Raw genomic sequence first — 16238 nt, 5'->3', positions numbered from 1 at the left:
TCCTACTCAGTGGTCGAACACGGCAAGTGCCGCCGGGGTCTTGCTTGGAAGGGTCTTGGCATCCTGGGGCACATCGTTGCCGGCACCAAGGCCGCCGCCCAATGCCGTTACCAGTTCGGCATGGGCACTCAGGCGCGCCGCCTGCACCTGTTGCTCGACCTGTTGCTGACGGAACAGCAGGGTCTGGGCGTTGAGCACATTGAGGTAGTCGGTGAGGCCACGCTGGTAGGCGATCATGGCGATGTCATAGGTCTTCTGCGCCGAGGCCACCGACTGCGCGGCGAAAGCCGACTGCTTGTCCATGGACTCGCGGCGGATCAACTGGTCGCTGATGCCCTTGAGCGCATTGACCAGCGTTTGGTTGTACTGGGCGACCGCGATGTCATAGCCGGCACTGGCTTCGCCCAATTGAGCACGCAGGCGGCCGCCATCAAAGATCGGCAAGGTGATCGCCGGACCGACGTTGTAGTTGAATTTCTTGCCAGCCAGGAACTCCAGCATACCGCCGCCCGTGGCCATGTAGCCGAGGCTGCCGACCAGGTCGACGTTGGGGTAGAAACCGGCGTGGGCCACATCGATGCCACGGGCCTGGGCCGCCACCTGCCAGCGGCTGGCGACCACATCCGGGCGTTGGCCGAGCAGTTGCGCAGGCAGGCTTGAGGGCAACTTCAATGGCGCGGCGAGGGCCAGGGTCGGGCGTTGCAACTGCGCACCCTCGCCCGGGCCTTTACCGGCCAGCGCCGCCAACTGGTTACGGCTCAGGGCGATTTCCTCGTCCAGGGCATCCAGTTGGCGATGGGTTTCCGGCAGCGGGGTTTCGGCCTGGCTGACGTCGAAGTGGGTGCCGATCCCGGCGTTAAGGCGCTTGTTGGCCAGGTCGAGAATCTGCTGTTGCTGGGCCAGGGTGGCCGCGGCGATATCGCGGTTGGCGTAATGCAACGACAACTGGATATAGGCGCGCACCACGTTGTTCTGCAGTTCGAGCTGGGCCTGACGTGCTTCGGCAGCGCTCATGTGCGCCAGGTCGACCGCACGTTCGGTGCTGTTGCTTTCCCGCCCCCACAGGTCGAGGGCGTAACTCAGGCCCAGGGACGAGTTGTTGTCCCAGGTGTTGGCGCCGCTCAATTCGCCGGGGCCGTAGAACTGATCTTTCGGCCAGTTGTGGCGCTTGAGGGTGGTATCGCTATTGATCTGCAACGACTCGGCCGACTCCGCAACCCCGGCCAGCGCCCGCGCTTGCCGCACGCGTGCGGCGGCCACGGCCAGGCTGGGACTGTTCTGGGTGGCGAGTTCGACCCAACGGTTGAGCTGCGGGTCGCCGTAGGCTTGCCACCATTGGGCGGTGGGCCAATGGGCGTCCTGGGAGGCGTCTTGAATGGCTTCATCGGTGGCCAGGGTATTGGCGTTGAGGGCCTGGCCTTGGGGGGCAATTCCTCCGGTTCCGATGCAACCGCTGATGGCTAACGATAAGGCCCAAACACTGAGAGTCTTCAGCTCTCTGCTGATGCGACGCGGCACGGCAAGCGAATTCCTGAGAGGTGTTGCGCAAGAGGTGGCGCAATTCTAGGCGGCGGCATGGAGGACGATAAGCTGGCATTCCTGTGAATCTTTGTTACCGTTCAGGCGATAATCCGTTGGTAGGGATCACTGGTCGGCGTAACTTTCTGTCACAATTTGTCATCTCCCTTGAGAACACTCCATGGACACTTTGCAAAACATGCGCGCTTTCAGTTGCGTGGCCGAAGCCGGCAGCTTCACCGCCGCCGCCGTGCAACTGGACACCACCACGGCCAATGTCTCGCGCGCGGTCTCCAACCTTGAGGCCCACCTGCAAACCCGCTTACTCAACCGCACCACCCGGCGTATCGCGCTGACCGAGGCCGGTAAACGTTATTTGCTGCGTTGCGAGCAGATCCTCGCCTACGTCGAAGAAGCCGAGGCCGAGGCCAGCGACGCCCACGCCCGCCCTGCCGGGCAGTTGAAAGTGCACACCATGACCGGGATCGGCCAGCATTTCGTCATCGACGCGATTGCCCGTTACCGCCGCACCCACCCCGACGTGACCTTCGACCTGACCCTGGCCAACCGCGTACCGGACCTGCTCGACGAGGGCTACGACGTGTCCATCGTGCTGGCCAGTGAACTGCCGGACTCGGGTTTCGTGTCCCAGCGCCTGGGCATCACCTACAGCATTGCCTGTGCTTCCCCGGAATACGTCAAGGCCAAGGGCTGTGCACAGCGGCCGCAGGATTTGCTCAACCATGCGTGCCTGCGCCTGGTCAGCCCGGTGATCCAACTGGACAAATGGACCTTCAACGGGCCTGAAGGTCAGGAAAGCGTGGCGATCAACAGCTCGCCGTTCCTGGTCAACTCGGCCGACGCGATGAAAACCGCAATTACCAGCGGCATGGGCGTAGGCCTGCTGCCGGTGTATGCCGCCATCGAAGGGCTGCGCAACGGCACACTGGTGCGGGTGATGCCGACCTACCGCTCCCAGGAACTGAACCTGTACGCCATCTACCCTTCGCGCCAATACCTGGATGCGAAGATCAAGACCTGGGTGGAGTACCTGCGTGGTTCGTTGCCGGAAATTCTGGCGGCGCACCAGGCGGAGCTGGTGGCGTATGAATTGAGCGGTGGTTTAGGTGGTGCTCGCTTGAGTAATTGAGCCAGGCATGCGGTGACTGGTTTTGAACAGGTCACCGTATGCCTTGATAGGACGCATCATCTGACGGTGAAGGTCGTCCACTCAGAGGTTTCTTTGCCATCGATGAAGTAAAGACAAAGACCAAGCTCGTTTTTATGCAACTTTTCAATCTTTTCCTTGGGTACGGTAACAACGTAAGGTTTCACCTCTATCACTGGAACGGTCTCGTTATAGTCGCCATCCGAAGGCGTATTGCTGAACAAATATAAAACGAACTCCTGACCCTCCAGCATAGTGTCGTAATCCACCCCAACCTTCAGCCCCGTCCCAGGTACATGGTCAACGAACAACTCGCCATTGACGATCAATTCGATTGTGGGAGCCTGCGGCAAAGCCTCGTCAGGCTCGTTGCGTGTTTTACCAGCGGCTAAAAAATCCCTGATTCGCTTTATCTCATCGTCGATATTCATAAGAGTGATCTCCTGTTTAACAAAGGCATCAACCCCTGCCTTGAAAAACGAGAATAGGCGCTCACGTATTGGCCGAACAGCTCGTAGTTTTCACAGTTGACAGGTATTAAAACCAATGGAAGAGAAGCAGGACCGATCAAAACCCTGCAAAATTCTTATCGGGAATGTTAGCGTGCTTGGCATTCTTCCGTAGTCGACGAGCCCGCCTGCCATGAAAAAGACTGTCCTGGCCTTCAGCCGCATCACCCCACCGATGATCGAACGCCTGCAACAGGATTTCGAGGTGATCGTGCCCAACCCCAAACTGGGTGATATCAACGCGCAGTTCAACGACGCCCTGCCCCATGCCCACGGCTTGATCGGCGTGGGCCGCAAGCTGGGCCGCGAACAGCTTGAAGGCGCGAGCAAGCTTGAAGTGGTGTCCAGTGTATCGGTGGGCTACGACAACTACGACGTGCCGTACTTCAACGAGCGCGGCATCATGCTGACCAACACCCCTGATGTACTCACCGAAAGCACTGCCGACCTGGCCTTTGCGTTGCTGATGAGCAGCGCACGCCGGGTGGCCGAGCTGGACGCCTGGACCAAGGCCGGTCAGTGGAAAGCCAGCGTCGGCGCGCCGTTGTTTGGCTGCGATGTACACGGCAAGACCCTGGGCATCGTCGGCCTGGGCAATATCGGCGCGGCCGTGGCCCGGCGTGGGCGCCTGGGTTTCAACATGCCGATCCTGTACAGCGGCAACAGCCGCAAGACCGCGCTGGAGCAAGAACTGGGCGCGCAGTTCCGTAGCCTGGACCAGTTGCTGGCCGAGGCGGATTTTGTCTGCCTGGTGGTGCCATTGAGCGACAAGACCCGTCACCTGATCAGCACGCGCGAATTAGGCCTGATGAAGTCCAGCGCGATCCTGATCAATATTTCCCGTGGGCCGGTGGTGGATGAACCGGCGCTGGTCGAAGCCCTGCAAACCCAGAAAATTCGCGGTGCCGGGCTGGATGTGTATGAAAAGGAACCGCTGGCCGAATCGCCGCTGTTCCAGTTGAGCAATGCCGTGACCCTGCCGCACGTCGGTTCGGCCACCGGTGAAACCCGCGAAGCCATGGCCAATCGTGCTTTGGATAACCTGCGCAGCGCACTGCTGGGCCAGCGCCCGCAGGACCTGGTGAACCCGCAGGTCTGGAAGGGCTGATACATAACCCAATGTGGGAGGGGGCTTGCTCCCGATGGCGGTGGATCAGTTGTACATCTGCTGACTGACACGCCGATATCGGGAGCAAGCCCCCTCCCACATTAGCAGTGCCCGACACAAAATCCGGTTAAAGCCCAGGCCAGCCGAGTCGATAACCTTCCATAGATGATCGTCATCCCTGATCCACAGAAGGTTTTTATGTCCACCACCAAAGCCCGCGCAGACTCACTTTCGCTTCTGCTCTTTACCCTGCGCAGCGGCAAGCTGATGGCCATCAACCTGTTGAAAGTCAGTGAAATCATTCCCTGCCCGCCGCTGACCAAGCTGCCGGAGTCCCACCCGCACGTCAAAGGCATTGCCACCTTGCGCGGCACCTCGCTGTCGGTGATCGACTTGAGCCGCGCCCTCGGTGAAATGCCCTTGCAAGACCCGGACGGCGGCTGCCTGATCGTCACCGACGTCAGCCGTTCCAAGCAGGGTTTGCATGTGCAGGCAGTGAGCAAGATCGTGCATTGCCTGACCACCGACATCCGCCCGCCACCCTACGGCTCCGGGGGCAACCGTGCATTTATCACTGGGGTAACCCAAGTGGAAGGTGGCCTGGTACAGGTGCTGGATATCGAGAAAGTCATCCACGGCATCGCCCCGGCACCGATTGAAACGGCGCCGACCGACCTGACCATGGAAGAAGCCGAAGTGCTCGGCAACGCCCGCATCCTGGTGGTGGACGACAGCCAAGTGGCCTTGCAGCAGTCGGTACACACCCTGCGTAACCTTGGCCTGACCTGCCACACCGCGCGCAGCGCCAAGGAAGCCATCGATGTGTTGCTGGAACTGCAAGGCACGGGCGAGCAGATCAATGTGGTGGTGTCGGATATCGAGATGTCCGAGATGGACGGCTACGCCCTTACCCGCACCCTGCGCGAAACCCCGGATTTCAAGGACCTATACGTGCTGTTGCACACTTCCCTGGACAGCGCGATGAACAGCGAGAAAGCCCGCCTGGCCGGTGCCGATGCGGTGCTCACCAAGTTCTCCTCCCCGGAGCTGACCAAGTACCTGGTCATCGCCGCGCAAACCGTGGCACAAAAGGGCCTGTAAGCAGTGGCCGAGTATTTCCAGCTGCTGCGTCGCGACCTCACGGGCAGCCTGCCCGCCCCGCAGTGGCCAGCGAATACGCGGCTGGATCATTACCGGGATGAATTGGCCCCGGCGATCCATGCCGTGTTGCGCATGACTCAAGACCAGGGCGGAGGCCGTGTCGCCAGCCTGGATGAATGGCGCCGACAGTTCGTGACCGATGCCGAGTGCGACCCGACGTTGTGCCTGGTCGCCATTAACGCCGACGGCATTCTCGGTGTCGCCCAGTGCTGGACCAGCGCCTTCATCAAGAACCTTGCGATACATCCTTGCGCCCAGGGCCAGGGGCTGGGGCGCGCCTTGTTGCTGCACAGCTTTCAGGTGTTCAAGCAGCGCGGCGAACCTTATGTCGACCTCAAGGTGCTGGAAAGCAACCTGCGTGCCCGGCAACTGTATGAAAGTGCCGATATGAGATTTGTCCTGCGCGACACTGTGCCCAAGGGCTGACAACCCCTGGCGCATAACTTGCTTCCAGAGTGCCGAGCGGTCGATAGAGGTAAAAAACCCGTCACCCCTCAAGCGTGCCCTCTGACCTAGCCTGGTGACAGATCCGCCATGAACACTCAGTTTTCTTGCGTAGGTTGCGGCAAATGCTGCAGCGACCATCACGTCCCCCTGACCCTCGCAGAAGCCCGTAGCTGGGCGGCGGACGGCGGTAACGTCATCGTCCTGGTCGAGGGTTTCCTCGGCAACGGCCTGGGCCTGCCCCTGCAACAACGTGAACACGCCGAGCGCCGATCGGTGATGGTGCCCAGCGGCACTACCGAGGCGTTTGTGGCAATCACCTTTGCCGCCTATAACGCCGGACGCTGCCGGAATCTTGACGAAGACAACCTTTGCCGCATCTATGAACGACGCCCACTGGTGTGCCGGATCTACCCGATGGAGATCAACCCGCATATCCCGCTGAACCCGAGTGCCAAGGATTGCCCGCCAGAATCCTGGGAACAGGGCCCGGCTTTGATCGTCGGTGGCGAGTTAATGGACAAGGAACTGGCTGAACTGATCGGCCGCTCGCGCCAGGCCGACCGTGATGATGTACAAACCAAGGAAGCGGTGTGTGCGTTGCTCGGCATTCGTACCACAGCACTCAAGGGCGACGGCTTTACCGCCTACCTGCCGGATATGCAGGCGTTTGCCCAAGCTGTCGAGCAGGCAGTGGTCCAGCCGAGCATGGCCAATGAATGGGTGTTCCATGTATCCGGTATGGACATCGCCGAACAACTGCTGGACGCCGGGGCGCAGATTGCCACCGAAGTGCCGGCCAACTATGCGTTTATCTCGTTGCGGGCTGCCTGACCGCCGACGGGGATTTGACTGAGTCTGCTCCCGCATTGAGATCTATCGCGATCATGGAGTGGCAGGCGCTACATCCAGACCATAGGGCTGGAGGATGCGTTGGTATTCGCCGTTTTGCATCAGCTGTTCAAGCGCATGGTTCAGCTCATTGCGCAGCGCGGTATCAGGTTTGCGTACCGCGATAGCCACGCTGTTGCCCAGCAGGCCCGATGACACCACAGGCCCCAGGAAACCGAAGTCCAGGCCGTCGGCGGTGTCGAGCAGCGCCTCACGGATCTCCACGGCACCTTGCAAGGTCGCATCGATATCACCCGACACCAGGCTCTGAATCAGTTGATCGTTGAGCCAGAAACTTCTGATGATCACCCCCGCCGGTGCCCACTGCGAGAGCGCAAAGGCTTCACGATTACTCCTGACCAACACCCCCACGCGCTTGCCCTTGAGCGAGCGCCGGCCAGGGATCAAGCCTGAGCCTTTACGACCCACCAGGCGGGTGGTGATCGGGTAGAGGTCATCGGTAAAACTCACCCGTTGTCGGCGCCGACATGTCGGCGCCATACCCATGATCGCGTCGAACTGCCGGGCTTCGAGGGCCGGAAAATTTTCCATGACGACTTGGTCAACCCAGATACAGCGCACGTTGAGTTGTTCGCACAAGGCATTGCCCAGTTCGATGTTCAGCCCCACCAATTGCCCTTGCGGGTTGCGGCTCTGAAAGGGGGGAAAATGCGCGGCCACGGCGAAACGAATCTCGCGCCGCGGTTGAACGTCGCCCGCAACGGCAGTCGTCGAGAGCAAGAAGGCAAGCACTGCACAGAGGTGTATCAGGGCCACGGGAACGTCCTTTTCCGGAAAGCTTACTCACTCGTCCCGATGGAGCGTCATCGAGACGAAGCAAACGCTGTGCAAGCTTTCAAGAATCGACCGCGGACCTACAAGTAGAAATATCGACAGGCGACGTAGGCAACAGCCTATAACGCGAGCTTCGATTTAGCCTTAACGTTTACCCATCGAACGGCGCGTGCCTGGGGGTGCCATGCCTGGGGTCTTGGTATGGCCGTTCTTGGCGCCGCCTTTGTACCAGGGCTGGCTGGCGTTTTTGGCGCCTGCCAGCTCACCCGGCTTGAAGGGGAACTTGAACGCCGGGATCTCGGCTTTTTCAGCACTGTCGGCGGTGGCCGAATCAACGAGGTCGGCCGCTTCAACAGGGGGTTGGGTGGGGGAAGTCATAGGGGCTCCGGCACAGCTATAGGTGTAAAAACGCGAGTATACGGGGCCGAGGCTGCCAGCAGTAACTTCAAGCGACAGGCTCACACAGCCTAACTGTCACGGCTGTCAGTTTGCCGTCACCGTGCTGACGGTGAAACAGCGCTATAAAGCAGCTTTCCAAACTCCAACGTGCAGTTTGCGCCGGCGCCCTCCTATGCAGATCAAACGAAACATGGCCCTGATAGTGGGAGCCCTCCTGATACTAGCTGTCGCAGCCTGGGCATTGACCCGGCCGGTCAAAGCACGGCTGGCGGCGCCTACCGCCATTCCCGTGCGGGTGGTGAGCGTGACGCAACAAGATGTTCCGCGGTTTGTCAGCGGCATCGGCTCGGTGCTGTCGTTGCACAATGTGGTGATTCGCCCGCAGATCGACGGCATCCTCACCCGATTGCTGGTCAAAGAAGGTCAGTCGGTGAAGGCCGGTGACCTGCTGGCGACCCTCGATGACCGCTCGATCCGCGCCAGCCTCGACCAGGCCAAGGCGCAACTGGGTGAAAGCCAGGCGCAGTTGCAAGTGGCACTGGTCAACCTCAAACGCTACAAGGCACTGAGCATTGACGACGGCGTATCAAAGCAGACCTATGACCAGCAGCAGGCATTGGTGAACCAGCTCAGGGCCACCGTGCAAGGCAATCAGGCTGCGATTGATGCTGCTCAGGTACAACTTTCCTACACCCAGATTCGCTCCCCCGTCAGTGGTCGCGTGGGCATTCGCAGTGTGGATGAAGGTAATTTCCTGCGCATGAGCGACACCCAGGGGTTGTTCTCCGTCACCCAGCTCGACCCGATCGCCGTTGAGTTCTCCCTGCCGCAGCAGATGCTGCCGACCCTGCAGGGTCTGATCGCGGCGCCAACCCCGGCCAGCGTCGACGCCTACCTGGGCGCCAATACCGACGGCGACACCGGCCACCTGCTCGGCGAAGGCCACCTGAGCCTGATCGACAACCAGATCAGCTCCACCACTGGCACCCTGCGGGCCAAGGCCGAGTTCAACAACCCTGCGCAAAAGCTGTGGCCGGGGCAACTGGTGACCATCAAGATCCAGACGGCCCTCGACAAGCATGTTCTAGTGGTACCACCGACCGTAGTACAGCGTGGGCTGGACTCGCACTTCGTGTACCGGGTGAACGGTGATAAAGCAGAAGTGGTGCCGGTACAGGTTGCCTATCAGGACAGCGAGATCAACATCATCAAAGGCGTGCAGGCTGGGGACGTGCTGGTCAGCGACGGTCAGTCGCGGCTCAAGGCCGGCGCCCAGGTGGAAGTACTCAAGGAGCCACCACAGGTGATCCAGACCGCTGACGCCACGGTGCAACCATGAGCGGCAGCCTTTCGCCCTCGGCCTGGTGCGTTGATCACCCGGTCGCCACCCTGTTGTTGACGTTTGCCTTGGTACTGCTGGGGGTCATCGCCTTCCCACGCCTGTCCATCGCCCCGTTGCCGGAAGCGGAATTTCCGACGATCCAGGTCACCGCGCAACTGCCCGGTGCCAGCCCGGACACCATGGCCTCATCAGTGGCCACGCCCCTGGAAGTGCAATTCAGTGCCATCCCCGGCGTGACCCAGATGACCTCCAGCAGCGCCTTGGGCTCAAGCCTTTTGACGTTGCAGTTCACTCTGGAAAAAAGCATCGACACCGCCGCCCAGGAAGTCCAGGCCGCGATCAACACCGCCTCCGGCAAGCTGCCCAGCGATATGCCGAACTTGCCGACCTGGAGAAAGGTCAACCCGGCGGACAGCCCGGTACTGATCCTCAGCGTCAGTTCAGGCAGCATGCCCAGCACCGAGCTGAGTGATTATGTGGAAACCCTGCTGGCGCGCCAGATCAGCCAGATCGACGGCGTCGGCCAGATCAACATCACCGGCCAGCAACGCCCGGCGATTCGCGTGCAGGCCTCCCCCGACAAACTCGCGGCCATCGGGCTGACCCTCGCCGACATACGCCTGGCCATTCAGCAGTCGAGCCTCAACTTGGCCAAGGGCGCGATCTATGGCGAGAACAGCGTCTCGACTCTGTCGACCAACGACCAGCTGTTTCACCCCGAAGACTACGGCCAGTTAATCGTTTCCTACAAAGACGGCGCACCGGTGCAACTGCGCGATATCGCCAACGTCATCAATGGTTCGGAAAACGCCTACGTGCAAGCCTGGTCCGGCGATACGCCAGGGGTCAACCTGGTGATTTCGCGTCAGCCCGGCGCCAACATCGTCGAAACCGTCGACCGCATCCAGGCCGAACTGCCGCGCCTGCAAGGCATGTTGCCGGCCTCGGTGCAGGTCAGCGTATTGACCGACCGCACCAAGACCATCCGCGCCTCCCTGCATGAAGTGGAAATGACCCTGCTGATCGCCATCCTGCTGGTGGTGGCGGTGATGGCGCTGTTTTTGCGCCAGCTCTCGGCGACACTGATAGTGTCGGCCGTGCTGGGTGTATCGCTGGTGGCCAGTTTTGCCCTGATGTACGTGATGGGGTTCAGCCTGAACAACCTGACCCTGGTCGCTATCGTGATCGCCGTGGGCTTTGTGGTGGACGATGCGATTGTGGTGGTGGAGAACATCCATCGGCACCTGGAGGCCGGCCTGGGCCAGCGCGAAGCGGCGATCAAAGGCTCCGGCGAAATCGGCTTTACCGTGGTGTCCATCAGCTTCTCGCTGGTGGCGGCGTTTATTCCGCTGCTGTTCATGGGCGGTGTGGTCGGGCGGTTGTTCAAGGAATTCGCGCTGACGGCCACTTCGACCATCCTGATTTCGGTGGTGGTTTCGCTGACATTGGCGCCTACCCTGGCCGCCTTGTTCATGCGCGCACCGAGCCATCCTGCCCACGCCAAACCCTCCTTCAGCGAGCGCCTGCTGGCCGGCTACGCACGCAATCTGCGCCGGGCACTGGCGCACCAACGCAGCATGGCGGCGATCTTCGTGGTGACCCTGGCCCTGGCCGTGGTCGGTTATGTGTTTATCCCCAAGGGTTTCTTCCCGGTGCAGGACACCGGTTTCGTGCTCGGCACCAGCGAGGCGGCGGCCGATGTGTCCTACAAAGACATGGTCGCCAAGCACAAGGCCCTGGCGGACATCGTCAAGGCCGACCCGGCGGTGCAGGCGTTTTCCCACTCGGTGGGCGTCACCGGCAGCAACCAGACCATCGCCAACGGGCGCTTCTGGATTGCCTTGAAAGATCGCGGTGATCGCGACGTGTCCGCCAGCCAGTTCATCGACCGCCTGCGCCCGCAGCTGGCGAAGGTGCCCGGTATCGTGCTGTACCTGCGCGCCGGCCAGGACATCAACTTGAGCTCCGGCCCCAGCCGCGCCCAGTACCAATACGTGCTCAAGAGCAACGACGGCCCGACGCTCAACACCTGGACCCAACGCCTCACCGAGAAACTGCGCAGCAACCCGGCGTTTCGTGACCTGTCCAACGACCTGCAACTGGGCGGCAGCATTACCCACATCAACATCGACCGCCAGGCCGCGGCCCGCTTCGGCCTGACCGCCACCGATGTCGACCAGGCGCTGTACGACGCCTTCGGCCAGCGCCAGATCAACGAGTTTCAGACCGAGATCAACCAGTACCAGGTGATACTCGAACTGGGCAGCCAGCAACGCGGCAAGGCCGAAAGCCTCAACTACTTTTACCTGCGCTCGCCGCTGACCAACGAAATGGTGCCGCTGTCGGCACTGGCCAGGGTCGAGCCGCCCAGCGTGGGGCCGTTGTCCATCAGCCATGACGGCATGTTCCCCGCCGCCAACCTGTCGTTCAACCTGGCGCCCGGCGTGGCCCTGGGCGACGCGGTGATCATGCTCGACCAGGCCAAGAGCGACATCGGTATGCCGAGCACCCTCATCGGCAACTTCCAGGGCGCGGCCCAGGCGTTCCAGAGTTCGCTGGCCAGCCAACCGTGGCTGATCCTCGCAGCGCTGGTGGCGGTGTACATCATCCTGGGTGTGCTGTACGAGAGTTTCGTGCACCCGCTGACGATCATTTCCACCCTGCCCTCGGCGGGCCTGGGGGCGCTGATCATGCTGTGGCTGCTGGGCCAGGACTTTTCGATCATGGCCTTGATCGGCCTGGTGTTGCTGATCGGCATCGTCAAGAAAAACGGCATTTTGATGATCGACTTTGCACTGGAGGCCCAGCGCATGCGCGGGCTGACGCCGGAGGATGCAATTTATGAAGCCTGCGTCACGCGGTTCCGACCGATCATCATGACCACCCTCGCCGCTCTGCTCGGCGCGGTGCCCTTGATGTTGGGCTCGGGCCCGGGGGCGGAACTGCGTCAACCGCTGGGCATTGCGGTGGTGGGAGGCTTGCTGGTGAGCCAGGCGCTGACGCTGTTCACGACTCCGGTCATATACTTGTACCTTGAACGGACTTTCCACAGGCCCAAACCAGCGCTGGCGCTGGCGACCACACACTGAGGCGGTCATGCGCGTCCTGATTATTGAAGATGAAGAGAAAACCGCAGACTACCTGCACCGTGGCCTGACAGAGCAAGGCTACACCGTCGATGTGGCACGCGAAGGCGTCGAGGGCCTGCACCTGGCGCTGGAGAATGAGTACGCGGTGATCGTGCTCGACGTGATGCTCCCCGGCCTGGACGGCTTTGGCGTATTGCGGGCGTTGCGCGCCCGCAAGCAGACGCCGGTGATCATGCTCACCGCCCGCGAGCGCGTGGAGGACCGCATTCGCGGCCTGCGTGAGGGCGCCGATGATTACCTGGGCAAGCCGTTTTCGTTTCTTGAGCTGGTGGCGCGCCTGCAAGCCCTCACCCGCCGCAGCGGCGGCCATGAGCCGGTGCAGGTAACCGTCGCCGACCTGTGGATCGACTTGATCAGCCGCAAGGCCAGTCGCAACGGTGTACGCCTGGACCTGACCGCCAAGGAGTTCTCGCTGCTCAGCGTGTTGGCGCGTCGCCAGGGAGAAATCCTGTCCAAGACCGCGATTGCCGAGATGGTCTGGGACATCAATTTCGACAGCGATGCCAACGTGGTGGAAGTGGCGATCAAGCGCCTGCGCGCCAAGCTCGACGGGCCGTTCGAACACAAGCTGCTGCACACCATTCGTGGCATGGGCTATGTGCTGGAGAACCGCAGTGTCGGCTAACTCCATCGCCCTGCGCCTGAGCGGCATGTTTACCCTGGTGGCGCTGCTGATCTTCGTGTTGATCGGCGGCGCGCTGTACCAGCAGGTGGATCGCGGCCTGGGGTTGTTGCCGGGCGCCGAACTGGATGCGCGCTACAGCGTGCTGGAATCGTCGGTGAACCGCTTCGGCACGCCGGAGCATTGGGTCAAGATAAAGTCCAAGCTCAAGCTGCTGGGCGAAGAAGACAAGCGCATTCGATTCTGGGTGGTCAGCAGCGACCCGAGCTATGAATATGGCGAGCCGGACGCGCAAATCCGCGCCTTTGCACAGGGCCCGACGGGCAAGCGCGACCTGCGCCTGCCCGGCCACGCTTATCCGTTCAAGGTGCTGGTCAGCCAGTTTGCGGCCAAGGACCAGCGCCCGGCGTTGCGCTTTATGATCGCCATCGACACCGAAAACTTCCGCGCCACCCAGCATCATTTGCTGGTGGCGTTGATCAGCCTGGCAATGGTGGGTGTGGTCATGGCCGCGCTGCTGGGTTTCTGGGTTGCGCGCATCGGCTTGAAGCCACTGGAAAAGCTCTCCGACGAAGCGCGCAAACTCGCCCCGCCCAAACTCTCGGGGCGCTTGCAATTGTCACCGCTGCCGCCGGAGTTGAGCCTGTTCGTCAATTCGTTCAATGCCACTCTCGACCGCGTGGAACAAGCCTACTCGCGCCTGGAATCGTTCAACGCCGACGTGGCCCATGAACTGCGCTCGCCGCTGACCAACCTGATCGGCCAGACCCAAGTCGCACTGACCCGCGGGCGTTCGGCCGAGCACTATTTCGAGGTGTTGCAATCGAACCTGGAAGAGCTGGAACGGCTGCGCTCGATCATCAACGACATGCTGTTCCTCGCCAGCGCCGACCAGGGCAGCAAAGCCACCAAGCTGATCGAATGCTCACTGGCCGATGAAGTGGCCACCACCCTCGACTATCTGGACTTCATCCTCGAAGACGCTCAGGTGCGGGTGCGGGTGCACGGCGACGCCCGGGTGCATATCGAAAAGGCCCACCTGCGGCGTGCGCTGATCAACCTGCTGAGCAATGCCGTGCAACATACCGCGCCCGGACAGGTTATCAACGTGCACATCCAGGTGCAGGGGCAACAGGTAGCGATCGGCGTGACCAACCCGGGCGAGGCGATCGCCAGCGAACACTTGCCACGCCTGTTCGAACGTTTCTACCGGGTGGATGCATCACGCAGCAACAGCGGGGCCAATCACGGGCTGGGGCTGGCGATCGTCAAGGCGATTGCGTTGATGCATGGCGGGGATGTGTTTGTGCGCAGCGAAGGCGGTGGCAATACCTTTGGTATCACCCTTCCGGTCTAAACAACTCGGTCAAAAATGTGGGAGCTGGCTTGCCTGCGATAGCATCACCCCGGTGCGCCTGGCATACCGAGGTGTCTGCATCGCAGGCAAGCCAGCTCCCACAGAAGATCCTATCGCCCACACTGTTGCGATTTGGGCAATAGTTATTATCTTGTTACACTCTGTATCGCACCGCTCGCCTGCGTTACTTTGACGCATCGATGAGCGCGACGGCAAAGGCAGCTGACCCGCTTACCCGAATTTCCCTCGACTTATTTCCAGGGCTCTACACTGGGAATCTGTCTTAAAGCCGCTGACTTCAGCGGCTTTTTTTTGCCGTGAAAAAAGGCCGGGCACACCCCACGACACTGGCCGTTCATGATTGACCAAAGGAGCTCCACCGGTGAAGAACTCGCTGACGTTCACCCCGTTATTCCTCGCAATCGCAGCAACGATCATCCCCCTTGCCCACGCGGCGGACGCCCCGCCCGACGAAGGCTTCGTCGAGGGTTCGCACCTCACGGTCAACACCCGCAACTACTACATGAACCGCGACCGTCGCGACATCCATACCGATGACAGCAAGGAATGGGGCCAGGGCTTTATCGGCACTTTCGAGTCCGGCTACACCCAGGGCACCGTCGGCTTTGGCCTGGACGTCAACGCCATGCTCGGCCTGAAGCTCGACGGCGGCGGCGGCACTGATGGCTCCAGCATCCTTCCCTACGGCAGCGGCAACGGCAAGGCACCGGGTTCGTTTTCCACCGCCGGCGGCACCTTGAAAATGCGTGCCTTCGATACCGAACTGAAAGCCGGCGACCTGTTCCTCAACAACCCGGTGATCGCCGGCGGCATGACGCGCATGTTGCCGCAGACGTTCCGGGGTGTAAGCCTGACCAACCACAGCTTTGACGGCTGGATGATCGAAGGCGGCCAGGCCAGCTTTACCAAGCTCTACAACCAGAGCGGCCATCGGCGCATCGGCACCAGCTACGGTGCATTGCCGGCCAATGCCGACAGCCAGCACCTGGACTGGGCCGGCGTGTCGTTCAGCGGCATTGCCGGGTTGACCAGCAACCTGTACGCCTCCGAACTCAAGGACGTATGGCACCAGTACTACTACGACCTCGAATATACCTACGCCCTCAATGATCTGGTCAGCCTGACCCCCGGCCTGCACTACTACCACACCCAGGACACCGGCCAATCGCTGCTGGGTGATATCGACAACAACACCTACAGCCTGCATTTCACTGTAGGCGTGGGCAACCACAGCGTCACGGCCACCTATCAGCGGGTCAACGGCAACACGCCGTTCGACTACATCACCCAGGGCGACAGCGTGTACCTGGACAACTCCCAGCAGTACTCGGACTTCAACGGCCCCAACGAGCGCTCCTGGAAGCTCAAGTACGCCTACGACTTCGCCGGCCTCGGCGTGCCGGGGCTGACGTCTGCCGTGTCCTACATCAGCGGCAAGACCGACCTGACCAAGGTCGACCCCAACAGTCGTGGCTACAGCAGTTGGTACAGCGCCGACGGCAAGGACGCCAAGCATTGGGAACGGGATATCGACGTGAAATATGTGGTGCAGGGTGGCAAGGCCAAGGACCTGGCCGTGCGCCTGCAATGGGCGACTAATCGAGGAAGCAATGGCTACTCGGCAGTGGATCGGGATGTGGATGAGTACCGTGTGATTGTGGATTACCCCATCAACATCTTCTGACAACGTTCCAAATGTGGGAGGGGGATTGCTCCCACATTTGGGTTCTGCGACCTATTCCAGAGTTGCTACT

General features: G+C 61.2%; 14 protein-coding genes. 10 read left to right on the top strand and 4 right to left on the bottom strand.

All coding sequences use genetic code 11. The features are described from left to right. Nucleotides 1-6: 6 nt before the first annotated feature. A complete protein-coding gene (locus LJX92_RS04775) occupies nucleotides 7-1518 on the bottom strand; it encodes an efflux transporter outer membrane subunit (RefSeq protein ID WP_228309359.1) in 1512 nt (503 codons plus the stop codon). A gap of 181 nt (nucleotides 1519-1699) precedes the next feature. On the opposite strand from LJX92_RS04775, the gene LJX92_RS04770 reads away from it, so the two are divergent. Further along, nucleotides 1700-2668: a LysR family transcriptional regulator gene (locus tag LJX92_RS04770; RefSeq protein WP_032877708.1), complete on the top strand. Its 969-nt coding sequence runs from the start codon at nucleotides 1700-1702 to the stop codon at nucleotides 2666-2668. 56 nt (nucleotides 2669-2724) lie between these two features. Here LJX92_RS04770 and LJX92_RS04765 read toward each other — a convergent pair whose 3' ends face one another. Next, nucleotides 2725-3117 carry a hypothetical protein gene (locus LJX92_RS04765; protein ID WP_103734608.1) on the bottom strand — a complete coding sequence of 131 codons (393 nt, stop codon included), beginning with the start codon at nucleotides 3115-3117 and terminating at the stop codon, nucleotides 2725-2727. A gap of 211 nt (nucleotides 3118-3328) precedes the next feature. Here LJX92_RS04765 and LJX92_RS04760 point away from each other — a divergent pair, with 211 nt between their 5' ends. From LJX92_RS04760 to LJX92_RS04745, 4 genes are all read left to right on the top strand, one after another. Beyond that, complete coding sequence (locus LJX92_RS04760; protein ID WP_228309358.1) at nucleotides 3329-4303, top strand: 2-hydroxyacid dehydrogenase; 975 nt, start codon at nucleotides 3329-3331, stop codon at nucleotides 4301-4303. Between the two features lie 198 nt (nucleotides 4304-4501). Beyond that, nucleotides 4502-5404: a chemotaxis protein CheV gene (locus tag LJX92_RS04755; RefSeq protein ID WP_005784972.1), complete on the top strand. Its 903-nt coding sequence runs from the start codon at nucleotides 4502-4504 to the stop codon at nucleotides 5402-5404. Between the two features lie 3 nt (nucleotides 5405-5407). Beyond that, on the top strand, nucleotides 5408-5890 hold the full coding sequence (locus tag LJX92_RS04750) for a GNAT family N-acetyltransferase (protein ID WP_032877712.1): 483 nt from the start codon (nucleotides 5408-5410) through the stop codon (nucleotides 5888-5890). A 108-nt stretch (nucleotides 5891-5998) separates the two neighbouring features. Then, nucleotides 5999-6742, top strand: a complete 744-nt coding sequence (locus LJX92_RS04745) for a YkgJ family cysteine cluster protein (protein ID WP_103734610.1) — start codon at nucleotides 5999-6001, stop codon at nucleotides 6740-6742. A gap of 51 nt (nucleotides 6743-6793) precedes the next feature. Here the strand turns inward: LJX92_RS04745 and LJX92_RS04740 are convergent, their stop codons facing one another. Further along, nucleotides 6794-7576: a transporter substrate-binding domain-containing protein gene (locus tag LJX92_RS04740; RefSeq protein ID WP_078820316.1), complete on the bottom strand. Its 783-nt coding sequence runs from the start codon at nucleotides 7574-7576 to the stop codon at nucleotides 6794-6796. 162 nt (nucleotides 7577-7738) lie between these two features. Then, on the bottom strand, nucleotides 7739-7972 hold the full coding sequence (locus LJX92_RS04735; protein WP_005784964.1) for a hypothetical protein: 234 nt from the start codon (nucleotides 7970-7972) through the stop codon (nucleotides 7739-7741). Between the two features lie 193 nt (nucleotides 7973-8165). Between LJX92_RS04735 and LJX92_RS04730 the strand changes: the two genes are divergently transcribed. From LJX92_RS04730 to LJX92_RS04710, 5 genes are all read left to right on the top strand, one after another. After that, nucleotides 8166-9332 carry an efflux RND transporter periplasmic adaptor subunit gene (locus LJX92_RS04730; protein ID WP_228309357.1) on the top strand — a complete coding sequence of 389 codons (1167 nt, stop codon included), beginning with the start codon at nucleotides 8166-8168 and terminating at the stop codon, nucleotides 9330-9332. Beyond that, nucleotides 9329-12424, top strand: a complete 3096-nt coding sequence (locus LJX92_RS04725) for a multidrug efflux RND transporter permease subunit (RefSeq protein ID WP_228309356.1) — start codon at nucleotides 9329-9331, stop codon at nucleotides 12422-12424. The genes LJX92_RS04730 and LJX92_RS04725 overlap by 4 nt, the downstream gene beginning before the upstream one ends. A 7-nt stretch (nucleotides 12425-12431) precedes the next feature. Then, complete coding sequence (locus tag LJX92_RS04720) at nucleotides 12432-13109, top strand: heavy metal response regulator transcription factor (RefSeq protein WP_005784958.1); 678 nt, start codon at nucleotides 12432-12434, stop codon at nucleotides 13107-13109. After that, nucleotides 13099-14463: a heavy metal sensor histidine kinase gene (locus tag LJX92_RS04715; protein ID WP_148853472.1), complete on the top strand. Its 1365-nt coding sequence runs from the start codon at nucleotides 13099-13101 to the stop codon at nucleotides 14461-14463. The genes LJX92_RS04720 and LJX92_RS04715 overlap by 11 nt, the downstream gene beginning before the upstream one ends. A 382-nt stretch (nucleotides 14464-14845) precedes the next feature. Continuing rightward, entirely contained in the window at nucleotides 14846-16168 is a 1323-nt protein-coding gene (locus LJX92_RS04710; RefSeq protein ID WP_032877718.1) for an OprD family porin, read from the top strand. Nucleotides 16169-16238 lie beyond the last annotated feature (70 nt).

The sequence above is a fragment of the Pseudomonas sp. HN8-3 genome (assembly GCF_020790195.1).
Classification (GTDB): Bacteria; Pseudomonadota; Gammaproteobacteria; order Pseudomonadales; family Pseudomonadaceae; genus Aquipseudomonas; species Aquipseudomonas synxantha_A.
This window is presented reverse-complemented; position numbering and strand designations above follow the sequence as displayed.